Raw genomic sequence first — 25,910 nt, 5'->3', positions numbered from 1 at the left:
CCGGGCTCATCCGGCCTCGAACGAGGGTCGACCCTCGGCCGCGGACCCGCCCGCGCCCGCCGTCGTACGTCGCCCGGCGCCGGCCTCGCCGCGACGCGCGGCCTGGACCCGGCGGACCAGCCGCACGGCGATGGCCAGGAACAGCAGGCCGCCACCGGTGCCGAGGATCAGCCAGATGACCCCGCTGACCTGCGTCGAGCGGACCGGCAGGTCGTCGGTGGACCCGAGCGGGGTGCCGTCGACGGCGACCGCCTCGAGGCGGACGCGGTGGACGGTGTTGGACGTCGTGCGCGCGCCGATGCGGATCGACTGGCGCGAGCCCGGGGCCAGCACGACGGGTTCGGGCACGGTGAAGGTGATCCCGTCGTCGGAGACCGCGCGCACCCCGACGGTGACCCGCTGGTCGAGGTCGTTGGTCAAGGTGGCCTGGAAGGAGCCGGTCTCGCCGGCGAGCGTGATGCCGGGCGAGGAGGTCACCGTGACGTCGGCCAGCCGCTCGTCGACCCAGCGGCGGGAGCGGTCGGTGACGAGGCGGCCGTAGCCCTGGGTCTTGCGCACGGCGTAGGACAGCCCGGTCAGGGCCTCCTCGGTGATGGTGCCGCCGATGCCGGTGTTGTCGACGAGGAGGTTCTGCAGGGTGTCGCCGGCCCGGACGAGCCCGTCGACCTCGTCGACGAGCGGCTCGTCGAGCTGCAGGGCCTCCTGGGTCTCGGTGTAGGTGAGGTCGTCGGGGTCGACGGCGACCGGCTGGGCGCCGGGGGTGCTCGCCGCCTCGGCCTCGGCGAGGGTGCCGAGGTCGAGCCACGGCACGTCGAGGGCGGCCCAGAAGGTGCCGGGGTCGGCCAGCGACCACCCCACCGGCAGGACCGCGACCAGGGGCGGGCGGTCGGGGTCGATGGCGCGGACGGCGGCCTCGGCCAGGAAGCGCTGGCGGATCGCGACGGACGTCAGGGGAGCGCCGGGGCCGGGCCCGCCGTCGGCCACGCCCGAGGAGGTCACGTCGACCCGGTGCCCGTCGGCGTCGACGACGGCCGGGGCGTCGGGCCCGAGCATCCGGTCGGTGACGAGCAGGCGGGTCTCGGGCGAGGCGGCCCGGATGGCGGCGGCGTCGAGGTAGCCGCTGGGGGAGGTCATCACCGGCTCGGTCGGCGTGATGTCGCCGAGGACCGCGCTGCGCTGGGCCAGCGCGAGCTCGAGGAGCCGCGGCTGGTGCTCGAGCAGCGCCGGGACGTCGACGTTGCCGTAGGGCAGGGTGAGCACCTGGTTGCCCGGCAGCACCTGGCGGAGCCGGTCGAGCCAGGCCGAGGCGGCCACGGCCGACTCCTCCTGCGGTTCGCCGGCGCCCTCGCCCGGCGCCTCCGCGTCACCGTCGCCAGCCCCGTCGCCGGCCTCGTCACCGGCCTCGTCACCGGCATCGGGGGCCCCCTCGGACGGCGACCCCGTCTCGTCGGGGCCGGGGGTGCCGGTGCCGCTGCCGGTGGGTCCGAGGTCGCGGCCGCGGTTGCCGCGCGCGAGGTGCGCGACGGCGTCGACGACCGCCGGGTCGACGACCCAGGTCAGCGGGGCGGGGCTCGCCGCACCGAGCTCGAGGAGGCGGGTGAGCCGACCGGTGGGGCCGAGCACGCGGGTCCACGTCGCCACGTCGTCGACCGAGCCGTCGGCGGCGTACCGGACGGGCTGGGTGAGCGGCAGCACCACGGCCGTGGGCAGCGGGGTGTCGTCGTAGCGGCGCGGCACCCAGGGCAGGAAGGTGCGGGCGCGGCCGACCGCGTTGCCGTCGTCGGGCTCCGACGCGCTCGACCCCAGGGCGTGGACACCGAACCAGTAGGAGCCGGGAGTGGTCGTGACGACCGACTCCGCCGGCAGCTCGATGGAGTAGCGCGCGGTGGCCCCGGCGGGCAGCAGCTCGACCTCGCCGGGCGAGCCGACCTCGGTCTTGCGGTAGCCGACGAGGTCGTCGGGCTCGGTGTCGGCCGCCGCGGCCAGCTCGTCGGGGGAGCGCAGCGGCGCGAAGTCGGAGCCGTCGCCGACGAGGGCGAAGAGCCGGATGCTCGACCAGTCCTCGTCGGTGCGGTTGGTGACGGTGCCGGTGACCCGGATCGGGCCGGACGCGGGCAGCGAGCCCGGTGAGAGGTCGTCGATGGTGACGGCGAGGGGGTCGGGCTCCGCGTCCTCCGGGTCGGGCGTGGTCTGCGACCCGCCGTCCGGCACCCCGGGGTCGACCGTGCCGAACCCGTCACCCGGCTCCGGCGAGGGCGCCGAGGGCGCCGAGGGCACCGGACCGGCGGCGCCCGCGGTCGGGGCGGGTGCGGAGCCGAGGAGCGCGAGCCCGAGGACACCGCACGCGGCCGCGAGGGCGCGCGCGTGCTTCCGGGGTCCGACCACCCGCCGAGGGTATCCGGGTCGCCCGTGTGGTCCGTGCGTCCCTAGACTCGCCCGAGTGTCCGACCGCACCCCCGAGCCGCTCTCGATCGTCGAGGTGCAGCGCCGGGTGGGCGCCGAGCTCGACCGCCTCGCCCCCGTGATCGACGGCCTCGGCGCCGTCTTCGCCGACGCCGGCCACGAGCTGCACCTGGTCGGCGGGCCGGTGCGCGACGCGATGCTCGGTCGCTCCCACCACGACCTCGACCTCACCACCTCCGCCCGGCCCGACGAGACCGAGCGGCTGCTCAAGGGCTGGGGCGACGCGCTGTGGGACATGGGCCGCGACTTCGGCACCATCGGCGCCCGCAAGGGGGACTGGCAGGTCGAGGTGACGACCTACCGCTCCGAGACCTACGACCCGTCCTCGCGCAACCCGACCGTGGAGTACGGCGACAGCCTGGCCGGCGACCTCGGCCGACGCGACTTCACCGTCAACGCGATGGCGGTCTCGCTGCCCGGGCGCGCCTTCGAGGACCCCTGGGGCGGCGTGGTCGACCTCGCCCACCGGGTGCTCCGCACGCCCGGGCGCCCCGAGGACTCCTTCGGCGACGACCCGCTGCGGATGATGCGCGCGGCCCGCTTCGCGGCCCAGCTCGGGTTCACCGTCGCGCCGGAGGTCGTGGCGGCGATGACCGCGATGGCCGAGCGCATCGACATCATCAGCGCCGAGCGGGTCCGTGACGAGCTGGTCAAGCTGCTGTGCGCGCCGTACCCGCGGCTCGGGCTGACGCTCCTCGTCGACACCGGCCTGGCCGAGCGCGTGCTGCCCGAGCTGCCGGCCCTGCGTCTGGAGCGCGACGAGCACCACCGGCACAAGGACGTCTACGAGCACACGCTCACCGTCCTCGAGCAGGCCATCGACCTGGAGGACCGGCTCGGCGGTGGCCCCGACCTGGTCTCGCGGCTGGCCGCGCTGCTCCACGACGTCGGCAAGCCCCGCACCCGCCGGCTCCTCGACGACGGCACCGTGACCTTCCACCACCACGACGTCGTCGGCGCCAAGCTGACGACCAAGCGGATGCGGGCCCTGCGCTTCAGCAACGACGAGGTCGACGCGGTGAGCCGGCTCGTCGAGCTGCACCTGCGCTTCCACGGGTACGGCGACGGCGAGTGGACCGACTCCGCCGTGCGGCGCTACGTGCGTGACGCGGGCGACCAGCTCGAGCGGCTGCACGTGCTCACCCGCGCCGACTGCACCACCCGCAACCGGCGCAAGGCCGACCGCCTGCGCCGCACCTACGACGACCTCGAGTCCCGCATCGCCCGGCTCGCCGAGGAGGAGGAGCTGGCCTCGATCCGGCCCGACCTCGACGGCAACCAGATCATGCAGACGCTCGGCATCGGCCCGGGCCGGGAGGTCGGCCAGGCCTACCAGTTCCTCCTCGAGCTGCGCCTCGACCGGGGCCCCCTCGACGAGGACGCCGCCCGTGCCGCCCTGCTCGCCTGGTGGGCCGAGCGGTCCGCCTGAGCGCCGTCCGACTGGGCGCCGTCCGCCGCGGGCCGGCCCAGGGGCGCGGATCGTCCCATGAGCCCCACTTGCCCCACGGCCCACGCGGGGCGGCCAGCGCTGTGGCGCCGGTCACGGCGCTGTTGAACATCGTTCAGTAGCGTCTGCGCGCATGAGCGAGAGCGCCAAGACCCAGGACCACCCCTACGAGGAGCTCGAGGCCAGCATCGACGTCGACGCGCCGCCGGCCCAGGTGTGGGCGCTGGTGAGCGACATCCCCCGGATGGCGTCGTGGAGCCCGCAGGTCGTGCGCTCGACGGTCAAGGGAGGCACGGTCCGGCGGGGCGCGAGGTTCAGCAACCTCAACCGCCAGGGCCCGCTGTTCTGGCCGACCAAGGGCAAGGTCGTCCGGTTCGAGCCGCACCGCGACTTCGCCTTCCGGATCGCCGAGAACCGCACCATCTGGTCCTTCGAGCTCGCCGACAACGGCCGCGGCGGCACCACCGTCACCCAGCGCCGCGAGCTGCCCGACGGCATCTCCACCCTCTCGATCGTGCTCACCAAGACCGTCCTCGGCGGCGTCGAGGGCTTCACCCGGCGCCTGGAGCGGGGGATGCGCGAGACGCTCGACCGGATCAAGGCCGAGGCCGAGGCGGCGGTCCGCGCCTGACCCCCGACCCCCGACTCACGACGGCGTACGACGACGGCCGGAGCTCCTGGGTGGAGCCCCGGCCGTCGTGGTCCTACGCACCGGTCACTGGTAGGTGACGAACCCCCCGACCGCGGCCTGGCCCCGCAGGCGCCGGACCTCGATCCGGTGGGTGCCGGAGCCGAGGCCCCGCAGGCGGACCGGGTTGTCCAGGGTCAGCCGGGAGCCACCCTCGAACGAGATCGAGCGGACCTTGCGGCCGTCGACGTAGATCGCGCCCGTGCCGCCACGCGGCGACCGGCCGAGGTAGACGTCGACGGAGCCGCCCCGGACGGTGGTGCGCACCGCGTCCGTGCCGCGGGTCGAGCGCCGCGTCAGGCAGTAGGTCCCGCCGATGGCGGCCTGCGACCGGACGACCGTGAAGTCACCCACGCGCGTCGTGCCCCGGGCGCCGCAGGCGGTGTGGCGCAGCACCCGCACCGTGAGGGTCCGCACCGCCACGTTGCCGGCCTCGTCGACGACGTAGAGCGTGACCGTCTTGACGCCCGGCGTGGCGTAGCGCAGCGGCAGCGTCGGGCCCTGGGCGTCAACGGCCCCGCCCTCGCCGACGCGGTCCCAGAAGTACCGCAACCTGCCCGACGCCGTCCGGTCGTCGGTCGAGCCGGCGGCCGACAAGGTCGACGTGCGGCCGGTGAGCACCGGGGTGGGCCGGACCGTGGTGCGGATGGTCGGCTTGGTGGTGTCGCCGGCGGGCGGGGTGGTGACGGTCACGGTCGTGCTCGCCGTGTCGGTCAGGCCCTCGGCGTCGGAGACCGTCACGGTCGCGGTGTAGGTGCCGGCCTTGGTGAAGGTCCGGGTGACCTCGGCACCCTCGGCGTCCTTGACCTCGTCGCCGTCGGTGTCCCAGCTGTAGGTCAGGTTGCCCGGGGTCTCCTTGTCGGTGCTCCCCGCGGCCGACAGCGTGACCTGCTGGCCGACGGTCGCGGTCGACGGCGTGGCCGTGGCCGTGGCGGTCGGCTTGGTGTTGGCCTTGGGCGTCTCGGGCACGGCGCCGTAGTTGAACGCGCCGCAGCCCGTGCCGAGCTTGAAGGTCACGTCACCGGTGAGGTTGCTCGCCGCGGCTGCGTCGGTGCCCTCGAGCCGGTCGACCTTGAACGACAGGCAGTCGTAGGCGAACTCCCAGTTCGTCGAGGTCGTGCTCGGGTCGGTGTAGTTGTCCACGTGCGGCGTGGCCGTGGCGTCGGTGTACCTCGACCGGGCGGCCGCCGTGGTGAAGGCGGCGTCGTCGAGCTCCGGCGTCTGCGAGCCCGGGGTGGGCGTGGAGTCGATCGGCGACTGCGCCGGCGGGTCGTCGGTGCCGGCGTTGCCGTAGCCGTGCGCCTCGTCGGTGTAGGCCAGGTAGAGGCCGGCCTCGAACGCGGCCGCCCCGCGGTCGGCCTCGCCGCGACCGTCGAAGTCGAAGCTGGACCGGTCCCGCATCTCCAGGTAGTAGGCGTGGTCCTGCTCGGACTGGGCGCCGGCCTGGAGGTACTTCCAGCCCAGGGTGCAGCGGCCGCCCGTGCTCAGGCTCTCGCGGCACCCGCCGTTGAAGACGGCAGTGTCGCTCGGCCCGCCGGACGTCTCGAAGTCGCTCCTCCACAGGGTCGTGCTGACGCCGCCGGTGGTCGCGACGACCTCCATGTCGTCGATGAACCAGCCCGGCCGGGCCAGGCCAGGGTCGGTGGCGTAGCTCAGGCGGACCGTGCCCTTGTCCTTGCCGACCAGGTCGGAGATGTCGAAGGAGTCGGCGACGAAGACCGGCGCGGGCGTGTTGCCCAGCTTGCGGTCGGTGACCTCGGTGCCGGCGGCGTAGGAGCCGCTGGTCCCGGTGATCCCGTTGTCGTACGTCGCCTGGCAGCCGTTGGAGTTGGGGTTGCCCGCGAGCGGGTCGGTGTTGGAGGTCGTGTAGCCCTCCTGCGAGGCGTGCGAGGTGTAGGTCTCGCCGCCGTCGCTGGTGGTGAGCACGAACCCGTGGTCGAAGTCCCACTCGATGTCCCAGCGCGACTTCATCTTGAGGCTGAGCGTGGTGCCGGCCGGCAGGTTCTCCAGGCCGGGGATGGACACGTCGAAGTTGCGCCCGGAGGTCGGGGAGCAGCCGAAGTCGTTGCCCGAGCCCGACCACCACAGGTGGTCGGCGCTGGCCTTGGCGCCGGTGTCGAACGCAGCCGCGTCGAGGAGCGTGCGGCCGGGCAGCTTGGCGACGTACATCTCGGAGTTCTGCACGCGGCCGTCGGCACCCTCGACGAGGGTGTAGGGCGTGCCGTCGGGGGTCCGCCAGGTGATCCGGTCGATGTCCTGCTTGGAGTTCCTCCAGTCCTTGACGACGGTCTCCTGGCCCGCGGGGAGCACCCGGGGCACGACCCAGCCGAGCTCCTGGCGGGCGTAGGCGTCCATGTTCTGCGACTTGTCGGTCGCCATCAGGTTCCAGTCGCCGTAGGTCTCGCGGCTGCCGGTGGAGTAGAAGTCGGGCAGCCCGAGGGAGTGGCCGTACTCGTGGCTGATGACCGAGGCCTTGTCGATCGCGGTCTCGGGGTTGACGTTGTAGGGGCCGACCCGGACGAAGACCTTGAGGGTGTCGGGCCCGGGGGTCGTGGTCTTCTCGGTGTAGGTGGTGTCGGTCCACCACAGCGGGCGACCCTCGAGGTCCTTGAGCTGGTCGTCGGTCGCGAAGCCGGGCAGCCCGGTCGCGGCGTCGGTGTACTCACCCTCGAGCGAGGAGCTGTGCGGCCAGATGTTGTCGTAGGGCAGCGTGTCGGACTGCGCGTCGCTGCACGCCCCGAGCTGGCTCGCGCCGTTGCCGCCGCACCCGGCGAAGACGACCATGAAGAAGTCGACGACGCCGTCCTTGTCGGTGTCGAAGTCGCTGTAGTCGACCTCGGGGTCGGCCAGCGCGGCCGCGTCGTGGACGAGCTTGCCGGTCGGGCCGCAGCCGGAGTCGATGTTCTGCAGCGCGCCGACGCCGGCCAGCGAGCCGATGACCGCCGAGCCGTTGGAGTCAGCGCCGTAGAACTGGGTCTGGCCCGGCAGGTTGTAGATCCCGTTGGTGATGCGGGCGGGGTAGAGCGGGGTGCCCTTCACGTCGATCGGCAGGTCGGAGACGGTGACACCGGTGCAGGTCTGGCCCAGCACCGTCTTCTGCAGGTCGAAGCCGGGACCGTAGGTGAAGTCGGCCGTGGCCTTGCCGGCCGAGGGCACGGTGCCCTCGGGGTAGAGCTGGCCGAGCGACATCTCCTGGAACAGGTTGTACGTCGAGCCGGCGCCCTCCTCGCGGGAGTTGATCTTCGCCGCGAGGGCCTCGCCGGTGTGGTTGGCCTGGTAGGCGCGGTCGGTGTACTGCACCGGGACGATCGGGAAGGGCCGGTCGCCGTACCGGGCGGTGTCGTAGACGCTGCTCGGCGGGATGACCTTGGGGCCGTGCGCGACGGCCGCGGGGACGTCCTGGCCCGCTGCCGACAGGGTCGCCGTCGTCGACAGGTCGCGCCAGACCACCTCGTCGTCCTGGGTCGTGGTGGCGGCCCGGCTCTCCAGCACCAGCGTGGCCTGGCCGGGGGCGCCGGTCGCGGCGTTGGCCGCGGGCACGGCCGGGAGCTCCCAGGTGACGGCCTGGCCGCCGCTGGCGACCGCGGCCGTGCCGGCCGAGGGCGTGGCCTTCTCGATCGTCGAGCCCTTCGGCGGGGCGGCGACGGCGACCGTGACCGCCGCCACCGGCGTCGTGCCGGTGTTGGTGACGGTGATGGTCGAGGGGTACTCCTCCCCGGGCTTGACCCAGCCGACGGAGGAGACGAAGGAGTTCTGCAGGGCCAGGCCGGTGGCGGCGGCCGCGAGCGGCACGGCCCCGGCGCCGGCGTCGGTCGTGGTGGGTCCGCCGGTGAGCGCACGCACGTCGAGGGCGCGCAGCGCGAGGGTGGTCACCGCGGCCGCGTCGGCACCGCGGGTGGCCGCGGCGGGGACGGCGGTGCGGAAGGACCCGGTGTCGTCGGTGGTGACGTCCTGGCCGGCCAGCTCGGCGCCGGTGGCGTCGACGAGCGCGAGACGGAAGCGCGAGGCCACGCCCCGGTCGCCGGCGGCGGCGTCGGCCGCGCGGACCGTGCCGGAGGCGACGAAGGGCTGGCCGGCCTTCGTCGTCCGGTCGAGGGGGTCGAAGTCGACCGCGAGCTGGCCCGGGACGGTGCGAGGCGCCGAGGCGGCCTGGCCGAGGGCACCCCGGGCCAGCGAGGTGGCCGCGGAGGCGGCCCCCGCCGTCGGTGCGACGGCGAGCGGTGCGACGGCCAGCCCGAGCAGCGTGACGGCGGTGACCGTCACGGCGCGGGCACGCCGGGTGGTGGGAAGCGGTGACATGTCGTCCTCCGGCTGAGGGCCGCGGATGGCGGCCGGACAGGCTGGGCAACGACGAGATTTGCCACCGGGTCACGGGCTCGGACCCGGCTTCACGGTTCCTGCACGCCGATCTGGCCCGACCGGCATACCCGGGGGGGACATGATGGGGCCAGGCGGGCATGGCCCGTCCGGACCACCGCTTGACCTTGACCCAGGGGCAGGCGCCACGGTCGGGACCGCCGGCGGACAGGCCGCCGGCCACGAGGGGGTCGCGGGGCGTGGGACGCACGAGGTTGATGTCGATCGGCGACGCCGCCCGGGCCACCGGGCTGAGCCCCAAGGCCCTGCGCCTGTACGACGAGTCGGGGCTGCTGCCGCCGGCCGAGGTCGACCCCGTCACCGGCTACCGCTGGTACGCCGAGTCCCAGCTCGACCGGGCTCGGCTGGTCGCGCGGCTCCGGCTCGCCGGGATGCCGCTCGCCCGGATCCGGGTGGTCGCCGACCTGGCCGGGCGGTCGCGCCCGGCCGCGGCCGCCGCGCTGGTGTCGTGGTGGCGGCAGGCCGAGGCCGACCTGGTCGCGACCCGCGCGCTCGTCGCGTCCCTCGTGCACGACCTGCACCGGGAGGAACCCATGACCGCACCGACCCCACCCACCACCCGTCCCACGTCCCTGGCCGTCGACGTCGCGTCCTACGTCGAGCGGGGTGGCCGCGAGCACGCGTGCGACGCCGTGCGCACCGAGGGCGGCGTCCTCGCCGTCGCCGACGGCGTCGGTGACGCCCCCGGCGTGGCCGCCGACGTGCTCGCCGCCCTCGCGGGCGACACCCTCGACGCGCTCGACGCCTCCGTCACCCGGGCCGCCATCCTCGTCGCCGAGCGGTACGCCGACCGGCCCGGCGCGGCGACCACCGTCACCGCCGCCGTGGTCAGCGGCGACCAGGCCCTGCTCGTCCACGTCGGCGACTCCCGCGCCCACCTGGTGCGTGCCGGCCGTCTCGAGCGGCTCACGCGTGACCACACCGTGGTCCAGACCCTCGTCGACGAGGGTCGGCTCACGCCCGAGGAGGCCCGCCTCGACGACCGTCGGGTCGTGCTCCACCGGGCCGTCGCCGGCGACCGGCCTGCCGCCCCCGACCTCGCGGTGCACGCCCTGCAGCCGGGCGACCGGCTCGTGCTGACCACCGACGGCGTCCACGGCGTGCTCGAGCCCGCCGTGCTCACCGACCTGGTCACCACGGGCACGCCGGCCGAGGTCGTGCGCGCGGTCGCGGGCGCCGTACGGGCCGCGGGGGAGCCGGACAACCACGCCTGCGTGGTCGCCGACCTGCACTGAGCCCGCGCCGACCCCACCGACGCGAGACGGGCGGGCACCCCGGTGGGGTGCCCGCCCGTCAGCGGTGGTGCGTCAGTGCGAGGAGGTCACTCGTCGCCGGCGATGAAGGCCTCGACGCGGCGGCGGCCCTCGTCGTCGGGCAGCTGCACCGGCGGGGACTTCATCAGGTAGGACGAGGCGCTGATGATCGGGCCGCCGATGCCGCGGTCCTTGGCGATCTTGCAGGCGCGCAGGGCGTCGATGATGATGCCGGCCGAGTTGGGGGAGTCCCAGACCTCGAGCTTGTACTCCAGGTTGAGCGGGACGTCGCCGAAGGCGCGACCCTCGAGGCGGACGTAGGCCCACTTGCGGTCGTCGAGCCACTGGACGTAGTCGGACGGGCCGATGTGGACGTTGCGGTCGTGGACCTTGCCGGCCAGCTCGCCCTCGAGGTTGGAGGTGACGGCCTGGGTCTTGGAGATCTTCTTCGACTCCAGGCGCTCGCGCTCGAGCATGTTCTTGAAGTCCATGTTGCCGCCGACGTTGAGCTGGTAGGTGCGGTCCAGCGTCACGCCGCGGTCCTCGAACAGGCGGGCCATCACGCGGTGGGTGATGGTGGCGCCGATCTGGCTCTTGATGTCGTCGCCGACGATCGGGACGCCGGCGTCCTCGAACTTCTTGGCCCACACCGGGTCGGAGGCGATGAAGACGGGCAGCGCGTTGACGAAGCCGACGCCGGCGTCGATGGCGCACTGGGCGTAGAACTTGTCGGCCTCCTCCGAGCCCACCGGGAGGTAGGAGACCATCACGTCGACCTCGGCGTCCTTGAGGACCTGGACGACGTCGACCGGCTCCTGGCCGGACTCCTCGATGGTCTGCCGGTAGTACTTGCCGAGGCCGTCGAGCGTCGGGCCGCGCTGGACCTCGATGCCGAGGGTCGGCACGTCGGCGATCTTGATCGTGTTGTTCTCCGAGGCGTTGATGGCCTCCGAGAGGTCCTTGCCGACCTTCTTGTCGTCGACGTCGAACGCGGCGACGAACTCGACGTCGCTGACGTGGTACTCACCGAACGCGACGTGCATCAGGCCCGGCACGGCGCCCGACGGGTCGGCGTCCCGGTAGTAGTGGACACCCTGGACCAGGGAGGAGGCGCAGTTGCCGACGCCCACGATTGCTACTCGGACCGAACCCATGGGATTCCTCTCAGTGAACTGCACCGGGAGCGGTGCGTGGTGCCGCCGGTCGTGGCGGGCTTGGGATGTGGATGGTGTGGATGGTGCGGGTGGTCGGGCCGTCCGGGGAGGGACGGCCCGGGCCGGCCCCCCTCGACGTGCTAGGAGGTGCCCGGCGTCGCAGGTGGCGGCGTCGCCGCCCGGTTGCGCTCGGCGTTGATGAGGTCGGAGAGCCACTGGACCTCGCGCTCGGCCGACTCGACGCCGTGGCGCTGCAGCTCCGCGGAGTAGCGGTCGACCTCCTTCTCGGTCATCGACAGCTCGCGCTGCACCCGGTCGAGGCGCTCTTGGAGCCGGCTGCGCCGGCCCTCGAGCACCCGCAGCCGGATCTCCATGTCGGTGCGACCGAAGAAGGCGAAGCGGATGCCGAAGTTGTCGTCCTCCCAGGCCGCGGGCCCGATGTCGGCCATCAGCCGCTCGAACTCCGCGGTGCCCGCCGGGGTCACCCGGTAGACGATCTTCGGTCGCCGCGACGTGGGGGTCAGCGCCGGGGGCAGCTCCTCGATGAGGTTGCCCTTCAGCATCTTCTTCAGGGTCGGGTAGAGCGAGCCGTAGGACAGCACCCGGCTCCACCCGAGCATCAGGTTGAGCCGCTTGCGCAGCTCGTAGCCGTGCATGGGTCCCTCGTGCAGCAGTCCGAGGACTGCGAGCTCGATGGACTCTGCGCGACGTGCCATGCGACATATCGTAGCGATATATCCGCAGACTAGAAATCCTCGACATCTCACCCCGATGGGTCAGCGACGCCGAGCGAGCGGACTCGGCCGTTGCGGGGTGCGCCCGTACGCTGTGGGGCGGCCCGAGTGCGGCCGGCGCGGCGTCGTGTGCCGTGGCCGGCTCGGTGGTAGGCGCGGTCACCAGGCCGGCCACCCACCCGGGCCGCGGCTGTACCCGAGACCGAGGAGGCGACCAGTGGCAGGCAAGCGGAGGGCGGCGGGAGACCCGTCGACGCCCGAGCGGCTGCGCGGCCGGATGACCCGGAACCCGCGGAGCCAGCGACCGCGCCCGAGCCGCGGCCGGCGGCTGCGCACCTGGGCCCTGCGGCTCGGCGTGGCCTTCGTCGTGCTGGCGCTGCTCGGCGTGGCGGGCTTCGTGTGGCTCTACAAGTCCGTCGACATCCCCGAGGCCAACGCCGAGTTCCTCACCAACGCCTCGATCGTCTACTACGACGGCGGGAAGGACGAGCTCGGGCGCTACGCGATCCAGAACCGCGACTCGATCCCGCTCGGCGAGATGCCCGACACGCTCAAGGAGGCGGTGGTCGCGGCGGAGGACCAGAGCTTCTACTCCAACAACGGCATCGACACCAAGGGCATCGCCCGCGCGCTGTTCAACAACGTCAAGGGCGGCTCGACCCAGGGTGCGTCGACGATCACCCAGCAGTACGTGAAGATCCTCTACCTGACCCAGGAGCGCTCCTACGAGCGCAAGGTCAAGGAGGCCATCCTCTCCCTGAAGATCCAGCGCGAGTTCAGCAAGGACGAGGTCCTCGCGGGCTACCTCAACACCATCTACTTCGGTCGGGGCGCGTACGGCGTGCAGGCCGCCGCCCAGGCCTACTTCCGGGTCCCGGTGGCCGAGCTCGACCTGCGCCAGTCGGCGGTGCTCGCCAGCGTGCTCAACGACCCCAACGACCTCGACCCCGCCGACGGGCGCGAGGCCCGGCAGGCCCTCAAGGGCCGCTACCAGTACGTCTTGGACTCGATGGCCGCCACCGGCAAGGTCACCGACGCCGAGGCGGCCGAGGCGGCCAAGCGGTTGCCGAAGTTCCCCAAGCAGGCGGCCGAGAGCACCTACGGGGGCCAGCGCGGCCACATGCTCACCCTCATCAAGGACCAGGTCCTCGGCCTGACCAACGCCGACACCGGCGAGCGCTTCACCGAGGAGGAGGTCGACGGCGGCGGCCTGCGCATCGAGACCACCATCGACAAGTCGATGATGTCGGCCATGGAGCGGGGCGTGGAGGAGATCCGTCCCACCGAGGCCACCGACACCTTCACCAAGCCCCAGGCCCTGCACGTCGGTGCCGCCACGGTGCAGCCGGGCACGGGGGCGCTGAAGGCGTTCTACGGCGGCCAGGACTACCTCAAGTCGCAGCTCAACTGGGCGGTCGCGGGCGGCCAGGCCGGGTCGACGTTCAAGCCCTTCGCGGTCGCGGCGGCGCTCAAGGACGGCTTCTCCCTCGACGACCGGTTCGACGGCAACTCCCCGATCGAGATCGGCGACACCGAGTTCGAGAACCAGGGCGACCGTGACTACGGCAGCGCGGTCACCTTGACCGCGGCCACCCAGGACTCGATCAACACCGCGTTCATCGACCTCACCGACTCCATGTCCGACGGCCCGCAGAAGATCATCGACACCGCCGAGGCCATGGGCATCCCGCCCGAGAAGGCCCGGCCGCGCAACACCGGCATCCCCAACAACACCCGGGGCCTGGAGCCCAACACCGGGGTCGCGCTCGGCTCGCAGACCGTGAGCCCGGTCAACATGGCCACGGGCTACGCCACGATCGCCAACGAGGGCGTGTTCAACCCCGTCTACGTCATCGACAAGGTCACCGACCGCAACGGCACCGTCCTCTACCAGCACAAGGTCACCGAGAAGCGGGCGCTCAGCGCCGACATCGCCTCCGACGTCTCCTACGCCATGCAGCAGGTCGTCTCCGGGGGGTCCGGTGACCTCGCGCAGCTCGACGACGGCCGGCCGACCGCCGGCAAGACCGGCACCGCGACCAACGACGAGGGCGACGTCGTCTCGTCCTGGTTCGCCGGGTTCACCCCGCAGCTGGCCACCGCGGTCGTCTACGTCCGCGGCACCGGCGTCGGCAAGCTCGACGGGTGGCTGCCCTACTCGGCCGAGGTGGGCCGCGACGGCTACTTCGGCGGCAACTACCCCGCCCGCACCTTCAACGCGATCATGAACGGCGAGCTCGAGGGCGCCGACGTCGAGGAGTTCCCCGACCCGGCGTTCGTCGACGGCGAGGCACCCGACACCTACGACCCGCCCTACGTGCCGCCGCCGCCGGCCCAGACCCGCGAGCCCGACCGCGACGACGGTCCGCGCGAGGAGCCGACGAGGAAGCCGACCAAGCAGCCGACCAAGCAGCCCACGCAGGAGCCGCCGGCGCCGACCACGCCGCCGCCCCCGCCGAGCCCCGAGCCGACCCTCCCGAGCGTGCCGCCGAGCCCGCAGCCCTCCGACCCCAACCCGTCGCCGTCCCAGGGTCCCGCCCGCACCGAGGCGTCCGGCACCGCGAGCGGGCGCCGCGGGTGACCCACGTCCACCCCACCCGCGAGGACGGGGTGGTCCGGGGTCTCAGCGAGGTCGTCGGCGGGCCCGTCGGCGACCACGCCGGGCCGCCCGCGCACCCTCCGGCCGGCCGTGCGGCGGGGGGTGGGCCACGGGTCACGGTGCTCGGCGTCCTGCTCGCCGCGACCGCGCTGACCTTCGCCCTGGGGCTGGTGTCCAAGGCCGCCTGCGCGGGGCAGGACTGGTCGACGACCGACCCGAGCCGCTACACCCACGTCTGCGTCTCCGAGGTCCCCGACGCCTGGACCGGCGAGGGCCTGGCCGAGCTGGCGTGGCCGTGGAGCGGCGACGCGCAGACCCGGCAGCGCTACCCGGTCACCCAGGAGCCCGCCCTCGTGGGCCTGTGGACCTACGCCACGGCCCGCGCCACCCACCTGCTGGCCGGCGCGCCCGACGTCGAGGACCGGTACGCCGCCGCGCCCGGTGACCTCGCGAGCGAGCCCGACGTGGTGGCCGAGCGGCAGGTGTTCGCCGCGGTCAACGCCGTGGGCCTGGCCGGGTCGGCGCTGCTGGCCACCCTGGCGCTGTGGGCGTCCCGGCGCCGGCGGCCCTGGGACGCCGCCGTGCTCGCCGCCGCCCCCGTGCTCGCGCTCGCCGGGTTCGTCTCCTTCGACCTGCTCCCGGTCGTCGCGGTCGCCGGGGCGCTGTGGGCGTGGTCGCGCAACCGCCTGGTCGTGGCCGGGGTGCTCGTGGGTCTCGGCGCCGCGGCCGGCGTGTGGCCGGTGCTGGTGCTGGCGGCGTACGCCCTGCTGTGCCTGCGCGACCGTCGACCGGCCCTGCTCCTGCCGCCCCTGGTCACCGCGGTCGGGGTGTGGGCGCTGGCCAACGCGCCGGCCTTCGTCAGCGGTCGGGCGCAGTGGGAGGTGTTCTGGACCGCGGCCTGGCGGCGCACCGCCGACCAGGGGTCGCTGTGGTTCGTGCTGGACGACGTCGCCGGTCTCGACCAGGCCCTCGTGCGGGGGCTGGCGTGGGGCCTGGTCGGGTCGTGGTGGGCGGGCGTCCTCGCCCTGGTGCTCCTCGCGCCCGAGCGGCCGCGGCTCAGCCAGGTCGCGCTGCTGCTCGTGGCCGGGGTGCTCGTCCTCGGCCCGACCTACGAGCCCGAGCAGGCGCTGTGGCTGCTGCCTCTGGCGGCCCTGGCCCACCCGCGCTGGCGTGACCTGCTGGTGTGGCAGGCCTGCGAGGCGGCCTACCTCGCGTTGCTCTGGTGGTGGCGCGGCGGGCTGCTCTCGCCCGGCAGCGGCGGCTCGGCCGGCTTCTACTGGCTCGCGATCGCGGTGCACCTCCTCGGCACGCTCTGGCTGGTCGCCGCGGTCGCGCGGACGGTGTGGTCACCGCGCCGCGACGTGGTGCGGGCGACCGAGGGCCTGCCGGCTCAGGTCACCTCGACGCGGTCGACGCGCGTGGTGGTGTAGCGCACCCGCACGTCGACCTCCTCGCCGACGGCCGGCACCCGTGCGCCGGCCGGCAGGAAGAGCATCGAGGCCTGCATGTGGGGCGGCTCGGCGAAGAGCCGCTGCTTGCCGTCGATGGAGAACGGCGAGCGCACGAACCCGACGGCGTCGAGGCCGCCCCGGGCCAGCGTGGCCGCGCGCGAGCGGAGGGAGGAGTCGCCCGTGGGCGCCTCCAGGCCGATGCCGTGGGCGGTGCCGCCGCTGACCACGAGCAGGTGACCGTCCTTGGGCGCGGTGCGCGACCGGTAGCCGAACGCGTCACCGCGGGCGACCTCGTGCACGTCGAGCACGGTCGCGGTCACCCGCAGCGCGCCGCGGTCGCCCAGCCACAGGCCGGTGCCGGAGCGCGGCCGCACGGTGAAGTCGGGGAAGGACGTCCGCAGCTGCTCGAGCTCGTCGTCGGTCAGGTGGCTGACCCACACCGTGTCGAGCCCGTCGATGCCCGAGCCGACCGCGTCGTTGATGCGCCGGCGCACCTCGCCGAGGTGGGAGCCCTGGGCCAGCGGCAGGTGCAGGGCCAGGCCCTCCACGCGCGGCCGCAGGCGGCGTACGGGCTCGGCGGCGTCCCACAGGCCGCGGGCGGAGAACCCGTGGCGCTGCATCGAGGTGAGCAGCTCCAGCACCACCCGGGCGCCGGGGTGGCGGGCCAGCAGCGCCTCGAGGTCCTCGACCCGGCCGACGGTGTGCACCACCCGGGCCGCGAGGGCGGGGTCGAGGTCGGGCACGAACGACCGCCACGGCGTCAGCACCAGCAGCGAGCCGTCGAAGCGGGTGGCGACCTCGGGCAGCTCCTCGTAGGTGCCGACGGCGATGGTGTCGACGCCGAGCCACTGGCTGCGCCGGGCGAGCCGGCCGGGGGTGAGGCCGTAGCCGTTGCCCTTGACCACCGGCACCAGGCCGGGGTGGGCGTCGGCGTAGGCGCGGAGGTGGTCGCGCCAGCGGGGACCGTCGACGGTCAGGGTCAGGCCCACGACGTCACCTCCTGCCCATGTAGACGGTGAAGGCCTTGTAGAGGGCCTTGCTGAGGGGGAGGTCCCACTCGCCGGCGAGCTCGACGGCCTCGCCGCCGGTGCCGACCTTGAACTGGATGAGCCCGGCGTGGCCGTCGTCGGCGTCGAGGGTCTCGGTGATGCCGCGCAGGTCGTAGACGTCGGCGCCCGCGGCGATCGCATCGCGCAGCATCGCCCACTGCACCGCGTTGGACCCGCGGACCTCGCGCTTGTCGGTGGAGGAGGCGCCGTAGGAGTACCAGGCGTGGCCGCCCACCCGGACCGCGATGGTGGTGGCGACCAGGTCGCCCTCGTGGTGGGCGTTCCACAGCCGGATCCGCTCGGGCGCCTCGGCGCCGAGCGCGGTGAGCATCGTGCGGAAGTAGCCGAGCGGGCGCGGGGTGAAGCGGTCGCGCTCGGCGGTGTGGACGTAGAGCGCGTGGAAGGCCTCGAGCGCGGGAGCACCCGCCTCGGTCACGGCCTCGGCACCGGGGAGGCTGGTGACCTCGACGCCCGCTTTGGCCGCCTTCTTGATGTTGCGGCGCCACAGCTGGTTCATGCCCGCCAGCACCTCGTCCTCGCTGCGGGCGGAGCCGTCGGGGTGGCGCAGCGGGACCTGGAAGACGTGGCGGGGCTGGCCGGCGGCGAACCCGCCCTCGACGGCCTGCGGCCGCCAGCCGAGCTCGTGCAGCCGGCTGACCACCCGAGCCCCGGCCGGGTCGCGCTCGGTGGGCGCGACGTCGTCGAGGCGGCGTACGGCGGGGTCGGCCAGGCCGGCCTTGATGGCGGCGGCGTCCCAGCGGCGGGTCACCACGGGCGGCCCGATGCGCACCCCGAAGGCGCCCTGGGCCTTGAGGTGGCGGGCGAGCGGCTCGAGCAGCGCGCCGAGGTCGGCGGTGTCCCACGGCAGCAGCGGACCCTCGGGCAGGTAGGCCAGGTAGCGCTTGACCTTGGGCAGCTGGCGGTAGAGGACGAGCGCGGCCCCGACCTGGGTGCCGCCGTCGAACCAGCCCAGCGACTCGTGGCGCCACTCCGCCTTCACCGCACCCCACGCGGGGGTCTGCAGGAAGCTGGCGGAGCGGAGGCCGGCCACGAACGCGAGGTGGTCCTCGGCAGAGGTCACGCGGACGTCGTAGCTCACGTCGTCACGTTAGAGCCGCTCGCGCAGCCAGGCGAAGTCGGCCACGTGCTCCGTCGCGCCGCCGGGCGTCTCGCAGACCACCGGCGCGCCGGCGTCGCGCACGACCGCGGCCAGCAGGTCGGGGTCGATCTTGCCCGCCCCGAAGTTGGCGTGCCGGTCGGCGCCGGAGTCGAACTCGTCGCGGCTGTCGTTGCAGTGCACGAGGTCGATGCGGCCCGTGATCGCGCGGACGTCGTCGACGACCGTCTCGAGCGCGTTGCCGCCGGCGTGGGCGTGGCAGGTGTCGAGGCAGAACCCGACCATGTCGGCCTGCTCGGCGGAGCCGATGGCGTCCCAGACCCGGCCGATGCGCTCGAGGTAGCGGGTCATGGCGTTGTCGCCGCCGGCGGTGTTCTCGATGAGCAGGGGCAGCTTGAGGTCGGTCGCCTCGATGGCCTTGCGCCAGTTGTCGAAGCCCTTCTCCGGGTCGTCGCTCTTGCCGACGTGGCCGCCGTGGACGATGAGTCCCTTGGCCCCGACCTCGGCCGCCGCGTCGACGTGCTGCTGGAGCAGCTTGCGGCTGGGGATGCGGATCCGGTTGTTGGTCGTGGCGACGTTGACGATGTAGGGCGCGTGGACGTAGAGGTCGACGCCGGCCGCCTCGGCCGCCGCGCGCAGGCCCTCGGCGCCGCCCGGGTGACGCACCTCGGGGCCCTTGTAGCCCTGCGGGTCGCCGAGGAAGAACTGCACCAGCGGGGCCCGCCGGGCCTGCGCCTCGGCGACGGGGTCGGTCTGCTCGACGTGGGCCCCGATCGCGAATGTCGACTGCTCGCTCATGCCCGCCACCCTAGGGATCGCCACCGACAGCTCTCCGGGGTGGACCGAGCGGACCGCCGCGGTGGTGGGGTGGAGGTGGGTTGACCCGTCGCGGCGGCGGGGAGGGTCCCTACGATTCGTCCAGCGGACCCCGCCGGCCCGGGAGCCCGTACGACCCGCCACCCCCCGGGGAGAGCCTTGTGAGCACCATCCGCATCCAGTCCGTCGACCGCACCTGGACCGCCGCGAGCAGCGACGGCCGCACGTTCCGGATCGGCCGCGACGAGTCCTCCGACATCCCCGCCCTCGACCCCACCGTGTCCCGCCGGCACGCCGAGGTCCGGCCGCTCGGTGACGGCTGGGAGGTCGTCGACCTCGGCAGCTCCCTCGGCACGTGGGTCGACGGGCGCCGCGTCGACCGGGCCACGCTCTCGGGGAGCGTCACGCTCGGCTTCGGCGACCAGGGCCGCTCCTTCACCCTCCGTGTCACCGTCGGCACCGGCACCGCCTCCAACCCGCCGGCCGCCCCGGCGGCGTACGGACCTCCGGGCACGGCGCCGGTGCAGAAGCCCCCCGCCCCCGCGCCCGCCCCGCAGAGCTCGTACGGCGCCCCGCCGGCCTTCCAGCCGGCGTACGCCCCGATGGGTCCCGGTGGCCCGGGCGGTCCCGTGCCGGACCGGGACCAGACGATCGTGACGGGTGCCGGTGGGCTGCTCGGGCCGGGCGGCCCGGGCCTCCTCGTGCGCCGCCGCTCGGGCGGCACCGACCTGCGCTTCCCCGGTGGCGTCCCGGTGCGGGTGGGCCGCGACGCCTCCCTCGAGGTGCACGCCGACGACCAGGCCGTCTCCCGGCTGCACGCAGTCATCGAGCCGCGGCCCGACGGCTGGTGGTGGGTCGACCGGTCCACGTCCGGCACGTTCGTCGACGGCGAGCGGCGCCAGGCGTTCAAGATCGAGGAGCCGACCGAGATCAGCCTGGGCCACCCGACGGCGGGCTTCGACCTCGAGGTCGTCCCGGTCGTCGCCGCGGGCCAGGCCGCGGCCGGCCTGCAGAAGCGCAGGCGCCGCCGCACCCTGCTGCTCGTCGGCGCCGCCGTGCTCGCCCTGGTCGCCACCACCGGCGTCGTCCTCGGCGTCGTGGCGGTGGTGCGCGACGACGACCCGGGCCCCGTGGCCGGCCCCGACCCCACCGGCGGCACCCAGCCCGTCGGCACCGAGGAGGAGCGCCGGGCCGCGCTCGACCGCGCCAAGCGCGCCTCGGTGCTGCTGCAGGCCGTCGACGAGTCCGGCCAGGTCATGTGGTCGGGCTCCGGGTCGGTCGTGAGCGAGGACGGCCTCATCCTCACCAACGCCCACGTCGGCGACCCCGACGCGCCGGGCCAGGGCTCCTCGCAGGAGGACCCGTCCTACCTCGAGGTCTCGCTGCCCTCGGAGGACGACGACGCCCCGGCGACCGCCGCCTACCGGGCGACCCCGATCGTCTCCGACGGCTACCTCGACATCGCGGTGCTGCAGATCGACGCGGACCTCGAGGGCAACCCGGTCGACACCGCCGACCTCGAGCTGCCGCAGCCGCTCCCGCTCGGCGACAGCGACGACCTGCGCACCGGCGACCGGATCGTCGCCCTCGGCTACCCCGCCATCGGCAACGTGCAGGCCCAGGGCGACCGGCCGCTCACCGTCACCGAGGGCGTCGTGTCGACGTTCCAGGCCGACGACGCCGCCGGCATCGAGCGGGCCGCGATCGACAGCGACGTGCGCCTGGGCTCGGGCAACTCCGGCGGGGCCTCGATCAACGAGGCCGGCGAGATCATCGGCCTCAACACCCGCGTCATCACCGCTGCCTCCGACTCCGCCGGCTCCATCACCCAGGGCTCGGCGCTCATCGTGCCGGTCAACCTGGCCGGCGACGTGCTCGAGATCGCCGAGCAGGGCGGCGACCCCGACTACGTCTCGCCGTACCTCGACTCCCTGCCCGACGACCCGGGCCTGCCGCCGGAGGCGACCGTGACCTCCAACGGGTGGGTGCGCGCCGAGGACGCCGGCAGCTGCGAGGGCACCAGCAGCGAGGCGTCCCCGGCCCAGCTGTCCGGCGTCGCGCCCGGTGACACGCTCGCGGCGGAGTTCACCGCCGAGGGCCTGCCCCAGGGCCTGCCGATCACCGTCGACTTCTTCCTCGAGGACGGCACCCGCCTCGACTCGTTGTCGGAGACGTGGGACGGCACGGCCGACGCCATCTGCCTGTCCGCGCCGCTGCTGCTCGAGCAGGAGGTCCCCAACGTGACCGCGGTGTTCTCCCTCGGCCAGGACGGCCAGGTCGGCGCGGTCAACCCCGTCGTCATCCAGGCCGGCTGAGCCCGCGCTCCCGAGCCGCCGCCGGATTGGGGCGGCGCCGTCGGCCGCTGCTAACCTCTCCTGTCCGCGTCGCGCGCCCACCGACGGGCGTCACCGGCCGGACGTTGTACAGCCCTCCTGCCACGGAGAGACCGTGGCCGCTCTAGTCCAGAGGAGGTGGAGACCGCTGTGCGTTCCTATGAAGTGATGGTCATCCTCGACCCGAGTCTCGAGGAGCGAACGGTCGCCCCGTCGCTCGACAAGTACCTCAACGTCATCCGCAAGGACGGCGGCACCGTCGACAACGTCGACGTCTGGGGTCGGCGCCGTCTCGCCTACGAGATCAAGAAGAACGCCGAAGGCATCTACGCGGTGATCTCGCTGCAGGCCCAGCCCGACACGGTCAAGGAGTTCGACCGCCAGCTCGGCCTGAACGAGTCGATCCTCCGCACCAAGGTGCTGCGTCCCGACGCTCACTGAGCGCCGGGCCGACCCGGCCCGCCCGGGCCGTGACGGCGTCGCCCCCTGTGGACGACGCCGTCGGCCCTACCGGAGTGTCGGTGGCTCGCGCCACCATGGGCCCCGACACCCGGCGGACCCCCGCACGACGTACCCCTAGGAGACCCACATGGCCGGCGAGACCATCATCACCGTGGTCGGCAACCTGACCGACGACCCGGAGCTGCGGTTCACGCCGTCCGGTGCGGCGGTGGCCAACTTCACTGTCGCCTCCACCCCGCGGACGCTGAACAAGCAGACCAACGAGTGGGAGGACGGCGAGGCGATGTTCCTGCGCTGCTCCATCTGGCGCCAGGCGGCGGAGAACGTCGCCGAGTCGCTCCAGAAGGGCGCCCGGGTGATCGTCAACGGCCGCATGCGGGCCCGCACCTGGGAGGACCGCGAGGGCAACAAGCGGACCTCCTTCGAGGTCGACGTCGACGAGATCGGCCCCTCGCTCCGCTTCGCGACCGCCAAGGTCGTCCGCGCCGGCCGCGGTGGCGGCGGCGGGGGCGGCGGCTACTCCGGCGGTGGCAGCTCGGGCGGCGGCGGGGGCTACTCCGGCGGTGGCGGGGGCGGCGGCCAGCAGGCCGACGACCCGTGGGCCACCCCGGCGCCCCAGCAGGGCGGTGGCGGCGGACGACCGGCGGCCAACGACCCGTGGGCCACCCCGGGCGGCTCCGACGAGCCCCCGTTCTGATCGACCAGCACCACCCGTTCCACCGGATCCACCAGGTCCACCTGCACCACTCGCACATCACCTACCCATGCCGACCTCGCGTCGGGCTTCGATGAAAGGGAGCACCACCATGGCCAAGGCAGTCGTGCGCAAGCCGAAGAAGAAGGTTTGCCAGTTCTGCAAGGAGAAGGCGACCGGCGTCGACTACAAGGACGCCACCCTCCTCCGCAAGTTCATCTCCGACCGCGGCAAGATCCGCGCCCGGCGTGTCACCGGCAACTGCGTGCAGCACCAGCGCGACGTCGCCATCGCGGTGAAGAACGCCCGCGAGGTCGCCCTGCTGCCCTACACCTCCACCGGTCGCTGAGAGGGGACGACGAGATGAAGCTCATCCTCACCCAGGAGGTCGACGGCCTCGGTTCGCCGGGCGACGTCGTCGAGGTCAAGGACGGCTACGGCCGCAACTACCTCATCCCCCGCAACGTCGCGGTCCGCTGGACCCGCGGCGGCCAGAAGCAGGTCGACTCGATCAAGGCCGCCCGGGCCAGCCGCTCGGTGCGCGACCTCGACCACGCCCAGCAGCTCAAGGGCAAGCTCGAGGGCACCTCGGTCGACGTCAAGGTCCGCGCCGGTGAGTCCGGCCGCCTGTTCGGCACCGTCACCATCACCGACATCGCCGGCGCCCTCGCCGACGCCGCCGGTGAGTCGGTCGACAAGCGCACCATCGTCGTGCCGCAGCCGATCAAGTCGCTCGGCAACCACACCGTGACCGTCAAGCTGCACGACGAGGTCGCCGCCACGGTCGCCCTCAACGTGATCCCCGCCTGACGCACACGTCCAGCACGGCTCACCACGGCCGCCCCCGGGTCCTCCCGGCGGGCGGCCGTCGTGCATCCGGGGGTCGGTCAGGGTCCTGGGGGCCCGTGCGACGTCATCCGTTCCGGTCCCGCGAGCCGCCGGGGTGGATGACGTCCACCTCGGCCGCCGCCCAGGGCCGGCCCGCGTGCACGAGCAGCAGCACCAGCACGACCGTCGGCACGAGCCCGACCAGCGTGGTCGCGAGCGGCGCGAGACCGTCGATGCCGCCGCCGAAGACGAGCACGGGCAGCACGACGACCGCGGCGAGGGCGAGCACCACGGTCGACCACCAGCCGGCGGCGCCGCGGTCGCCGGCGGCCAGCGCCACCCGGGACAGGGCGAGCGCGAGCACCAGGTAGCACCCGAAGCGGGGCAGGTCAACGGCCCAGGCGAGCGACTCGTCGGCGTCCTCGACCGCGCTCGCGACCCCCGGCACCCACAGCGGCACCGAGGTGACCAGGGCGAGCACGGCCAGCGCGATCGCCGACGACCGCAGCTCGAACCCCGGCGGGAGGGCCCGCAGCCCCACCAGGACCAGCACCCAGCCGAGCGGGTCGGCCAGCACGTCGTACCCCCCGAGGCGGGCGAAGAGCAGGTGCAGCAGCACCCCGCAGGCGACGGCCTGGAGCGGGCGCATCCGCAGGGGCCGGGCTTCCTCGCTCACGCGGCCAGCGTAGGGCCGGTGCGCAGCCAGGCGTCGCCGCGGGCGCGGCGCAGCAAGGTGACCAGGCGCCCGGTCATGAACACCCCGGCGAACAGCGCCCACACCGCGACCAGCCCGGCCCCGCCCACCGCCACCGCGAGCAGGGTGACCGGGGCGTAGACGAGCGCGACGAGGAGGCCCGCGGCGGCGAGGTAGCGCCCGTCGCCCGCGCCGATGAGCACCCCGTCGAGGACGAACACCACGCCCGCGACCGGCTGCCCGAGGGCCGCGACGAGCAGCACGGGGAGCAGCAGCCCGGGCAGGTCGGGGTCGTCGGTGAACAGCGGCCCGAGCAGCGGGGCCGACGCCGCCAGCAGCGCCCCGGTGACGATGCCGCTCGCCCAGCCCCAGGTGACCATCCGCCGGGTCAGGGCCCGGGTGCCCTCGACGTCGCCCGCCCCGAGGGCCCGCCCGGTGATGGCCTGGGCGGCGATGGCGATCGCGTCGAGGACGAAGGCGAGGAAGCCCCACAGCGTCATCGCCAGCTGGTGGGTCGCGATCTCGTCGGCCTGGTCGCCGCGGCCGGCGGCGCCGAGCGCGACGGCGTACGTCGTGACGAGCAGGGCGGCCCGCAGGGTCAGCGTGCGCACGACCAGCGGTACGCCGGCCCGGGCGGCCGAGCGGACGCCACCGGCGTCGGGGCGCAGCGGCGCACCGTGGCGGCGGGCCCCGCGGACCACGACGGCGGTCAGGGCGGCCGCGGAGAGCACCTGGGCGACCACCGAGCCCCACGCCGACCCGGCGATGCCGATGCCGTCGAAGGACCCGACGCCGTGGACGAGCACGACGTTGAGGACGGCGTTGAGCAGGTTGCCGGCGACCGCGACCACGAGCGGGGTCCGGGTGTCCTGCAGGCCGCGCAGCACCCCGGTGGCGGCGAGCATGACGAGCAGCGGAGGCACGCCGAGCAGGGCGATGCGCAGGTAGGTCTCGGCGTACCCCGCCACCTCGCCCCCCACGCCGAACGCCGCCACCAGCGGCCCGGTCAGCGGCACCCCGACGAGGGTGACCAGCACGCCGATCCCGACCGCGAGCCAGACGCCGTCGAGGCCGAGCGCGAGCGCCCCGCGCAGGTCGTCGGCGCCGAGGCGGCGGGCGACGCCCGCGGTGGTGCCGTAGGCGAGGAAGACGCACAAGCCGACGGCGGTCTGCAGCACGGTCGCCGCGACCCCGAGACCGGCCAGCTCGGCGGTGCCGAGGTGGCCCACGACCGCGGCGTCGGTGAGCAGGAACAGGGGTTCGGCGACCAGGGCCAGGAACGCCGGGCCGGCCAGCCGGAGGATCTCGCGGTCGGGCGGGCGCACTCCTACCACGCTAGTGCGGCGGCCGGTGGAAAAAGTCGGCGGATCTGTGGATGAGCGGGGCGGCGGACGCGTTTGTCGACAAACCGCCAGGACACGCCGAGGTGACACGCCGGTGAACAGGATCCGCGACGGACAAATTTTGCTCCACACCCCGGCCGAGTCCATCGTCGCAGGTCAGAGGGGTCTTGCCGCCGACCGCCGGTCGTCGTTCCACAGGGTCGTCCCCAGTCTGTGCACACCGCAGCGCGTGTCGTCCACGGGTCTCCACCGGTTGTCCACAGGTGGCTGTGGACGAGGTCCTGTCGCGACCCCCAGACCGGCGCATAGATTCGCCGTCCGGCGAGGCGGAGGACCGGTCTGAAGCGGTCCACGGCAGTCCTGGGGGTGGTGACCCCTAGCGTCGCCCCCGTCCCACCAGACCCACCC

Annotated in this window: 19 protein-coding genes; 10 read left to right on the top strand and 9 right to left on the bottom strand. The window is 74.0% G+C overall.

Features of this window, described 5'->3' with window-relative positions; all coding sequences use genetic code 11:
• Positions 1-6 precede the first annotated feature (6 nt).
• A complete protein-coding gene (locus FJQ57_RS09670; RefSeq protein WP_139979665.1) occupies positions 7-2,385 on the bottom strand; it encodes a DUF6049 family protein in 2,379 nt (792 codons plus the stop codon).
• Positions 2,386-2,440: 55 nt separating this feature from the next.
• Here FJQ57_RS09670 and FJQ57_RS09665 point away from each other — a divergent pair, with 55 nt between their 5' ends.
• Entirely contained in the window at positions 2,441-3,892 is a 1,452-nt protein-coding gene (locus tag FJQ57_RS09665) for a CCA tRNA nucleotidyltransferase (RefSeq protein ID WP_139979663.1), read from the top strand.
• A gap of 151 nt (positions 3,893-4,043) precedes the next feature.
• Complete coding sequence (locus tag FJQ57_RS09660; protein ID WP_139979661.1) at positions 4,044-4,541, top strand: SRPBCC family protein; 498 nt, start codon at positions 4,044-4,046, stop codon at positions 4,539-4,541.
• 84 nt (positions 4,542-4,625) lie between these two features.
• Here FJQ57_RS09660 and FJQ57_RS09655 read toward each other — a convergent pair whose 3' ends face one another.
• Positions 4,626-8,897 carry a PKD domain-containing protein gene (locus FJQ57_RS09655; RefSeq protein WP_139979659.1) on the bottom strand — a complete coding sequence of 1,424 codons (4,272 nt, stop codon included), beginning with the start codon at positions 8,895-8,897 and terminating at the stop codon, positions 4,626-4,628.
• Positions 8,898-9,172: 275 nt separating this feature from the next.
• Here FJQ57_RS09655 and FJQ57_RS09650 point away from each other — a divergent pair, with 275 nt between their 5' ends.
• Positions 9,173-10,210 (top strand): MerR family transcriptional regulator, encoded by a 1,038-nt coding sequence (locus FJQ57_RS09650; RefSeq protein WP_139979657.1) that lies wholly within the window; start codon positions 9,173-9,175, stop codon positions 10,208-10,210.
• 86 nt (positions 10,211-10,296) lie between these two features.
• Here the strand turns inward: FJQ57_RS09650 and FJQ57_RS09645 are convergent, their stop codons facing one another.
• Together FJQ57_RS09645 and FJQ57_RS09640 are read right to left on the bottom strand one after the other, a co-directional pair.
• Positions 10,297-11,382 carry an inositol-3-phosphate synthase gene (locus FJQ57_RS09645; protein ID WP_139979655.1) on the bottom strand — a complete coding sequence of 362 codons (1,086 nt, stop codon included), beginning with the start codon at positions 11,380-11,382 and terminating at the stop codon, positions 10,297-10,299.
• A 140-nt stretch (positions 11,383-11,522) separates the two neighbouring features.
• Positions 11,523-12,098: a PadR family transcriptional regulator gene (locus FJQ57_RS09640; protein ID WP_139979653.1), complete on the bottom strand. Its 576-nt coding sequence runs from the start codon at positions 12,096-12,098 to the stop codon at positions 11,523-11,525.
• Positions 12,099-12,333: 235 nt separating this feature from the next.
• On the opposite strand from FJQ57_RS09640, the gene FJQ57_RS09635 reads away from it, so the two are divergent.
• Together FJQ57_RS09635 and FJQ57_RS09630 are read left to right on the top strand one after the other, a co-directional pair.
• A complete protein-coding gene (locus tag FJQ57_RS09635; protein ID WP_170219358.1) occupies positions 12,334-14,697 on the top strand; it encodes a transglycosylase domain-containing protein in 2,364 nt (787 codons plus the stop codon).
• Positions 14,694-16,145, top strand: a complete 1,452-nt coding sequence (locus tag FJQ57_RS09630; RefSeq protein ID WP_170219357.1) for a glycosyltransferase 87 family protein — start codon at positions 14,694-14,696, stop codon at positions 16,143-16,145. The genes FJQ57_RS09635 and FJQ57_RS09630 overlap by 4 nt, the downstream gene beginning before the upstream one ends.
• Here the strand turns inward: FJQ57_RS09630 and FJQ57_RS09625 are convergent.
• From FJQ57_RS09625 to FJQ57_RS09615, 3 genes are read right to left on the bottom strand one after another with little or no spacing between them, the layout of a single operon-like run.
• Complete coding sequence (locus FJQ57_RS09625; RefSeq protein ID WP_139979647.1) at positions 16,106-17,155, bottom strand: alanine racemase; 1,050 nt, start codon at positions 17,153-17,155, stop codon at positions 16,106-16,108. The two genes, FJQ57_RS09630 and FJQ57_RS09625, sit on opposite strands and share 40 nt — an antisense overlap.
• 4 nt (positions 17,156-17,159) lie before the next feature.
• Positions 17,160-18,314, bottom strand: coding sequence for a lipid II:glycine glycyltransferase FemX (locus FJQ57_RS09620; protein ID WP_139979645.1), 1,155 nt, complete (start codon positions 18,312-18,314; stop codon positions 17,160-17,162).
• Positions 18,315-18,323: 9 nt separating this feature from the next.
• Positions 18,324-19,130, bottom strand: a complete 807-nt coding sequence (locus tag FJQ57_RS09615; protein ID WP_139979643.1) for a deoxyribonuclease IV — start codon at positions 19,128-19,130, stop codon at positions 18,324-18,326.
• Positions 19,131-19,309: 179 nt separating this feature from the next.
• Here FJQ57_RS09615 and FJQ57_RS09610 point away from each other — a divergent pair, with 179 nt between their 5' ends.
• From FJQ57_RS09610 to rplI, 5 genes are all read left to right on the top strand, one after another.
• Positions 19,310-21,463 carry an FHA domain-containing protein gene (locus tag FJQ57_RS09610; RefSeq protein ID WP_170219356.1) on the top strand — a complete coding sequence of 718 codons (2,154 nt, stop codon included), beginning with the start codon at positions 19,310-19,312 and terminating at the stop codon, positions 21,461-21,463.
• Between the two features lie 168 nt (positions 21,464-21,631).
• Complete coding sequence (gene rpsF, locus FJQ57_RS09605; RefSeq protein ID WP_139979640.1) at positions 21,632-21,922, top strand: 30S ribosomal protein S6; 291 nt, start codon at positions 21,632-21,634, stop codon at positions 21,920-21,922.
• 148 nt (positions 21,923-22,070) lie between these two features.
• Positions 22,071-22,640: a single-stranded DNA-binding protein gene (locus FJQ57_RS09600; protein WP_139979638.1), complete on the top strand. Its 570-nt coding sequence runs from the start codon at positions 22,071-22,073 to the stop codon at positions 22,638-22,640.
• 109 nt (positions 22,641-22,749) lie between these two features.
• Complete coding sequence (gene rpsR, locus FJQ57_RS09595; RefSeq protein ID WP_139979636.1) at positions 22,750-22,986, top strand: 30S ribosomal protein S18; 237 nt, start codon at positions 22,750-22,752, stop codon at positions 22,984-22,986.
• A gap of 14 nt (positions 22,987-23,000) precedes the next feature.
• On the top strand, positions 23,001-23,447 hold the full coding sequence (gene rplI, locus FJQ57_RS09590; protein ID WP_139979634.1) for a 50S ribosomal protein L9: 447 nt from the start codon (positions 23,001-23,003) through the stop codon (positions 23,445-23,447).
• A gap of 103 nt (positions 23,448-23,550) precedes the next feature.
• Here the strand turns inward: rplI and FJQ57_RS09585 are convergent, their stop codons facing one another.
• On the bottom strand, positions 23,551-24,141 hold the full coding sequence (locus FJQ57_RS09585; protein ID WP_139979632.1) for a hypothetical protein: 591 nt from the start codon (positions 24,139-24,141) through the stop codon (positions 23,551-23,553).
• Positions 24,138-25,484: an MATE family efflux transporter gene (locus FJQ57_RS09580; RefSeq protein ID WP_246081716.1), complete on the bottom strand. Its 1,347-nt coding sequence runs from the start codon at positions 25,482-25,484 to the stop codon at positions 24,138-24,140. The genes FJQ57_RS09585 and FJQ57_RS09580 overlap by 4 nt, the downstream gene beginning before the upstream one ends.
• Positions 25,485-25,910 lie beyond the last annotated feature (426 nt).

It is taken from the genome of Nocardioides litoris (genome assembly GCF_006346315.1).
Lineage (GTDB): Bacteria > Actinomycetota > Actinomycetes > Propionibacteriales > Nocardioidaceae > Nocardioides > Nocardioides litoris.
The sequence above is the reverse complement of the archived record's forward strand: the minus strand, read 5'-3'. Positions and strand labels throughout refer to the sequence as shown.

Bases quoted from the DNA above. Each gene is read 5' to 3' on its own strand.
- FJQ57_RS09655 (WP_139979659.1), bottom strand. From the start codon at position 8,897: ATGTCACCGCTTCCCACCACCCGGCGTGCCCGCGCCGTGACGGTCACC.
- FJQ57_RS09645 (WP_139979655.1), bottom strand. From the start codon at position 11,382: ATGGGTTCGGTCCGAGTAGCAATCGTGGGCGTCGGCAACTGCGCCTCC.
- FJQ57_RS09650 (WP_139979657.1), top strand. From the start codon at position 9,173: ATGTCGATCGGCGACGCCGCCCGGGCCACCGGGCTGAGCCCCAAGGCC.
- rpsR (WP_139979636.1), top strand. From the start codon at position 22,750: ATGGCCAAGGCAGTCGTGCGCAAGCCGAAGAAGAAGGTTTGCCAGTTC.
- rplI (WP_139979634.1), top strand. From the start codon at position 23,001: ATGAAGCTCATCCTCACCCAGGAGGTCGACGGCCTCGGTTCGCCGGGC.
- FJQ57_RS09660 (WP_139979661.1), top strand. From the start codon at position 4,044: ATGAGCGAGAGCGCCAAGACCCAGGACCACCCCTACGAGGAGCTCGAG.
- FJQ57_RS09600 (WP_139979638.1), top strand. From the start codon at position 22,071: ATGGCCGGCGAGACCATCATCACCGTGGTCGGCAACCTGACCGACGAC.
- FJQ57_RS09615 (WP_139979643.1), bottom strand. From the start codon at position 19,130: ATGAGCGAGCAGTCGACATTCGCGATCGGGGCCCACGTCGAGCAGACC.
- FJQ57_RS09640 (WP_139979653.1), bottom strand. From the start codon at position 12,098: ATGGCACGTCGCGCAGAGTCCATCGAGCTCGCAGTCCTCGGACTGCTG.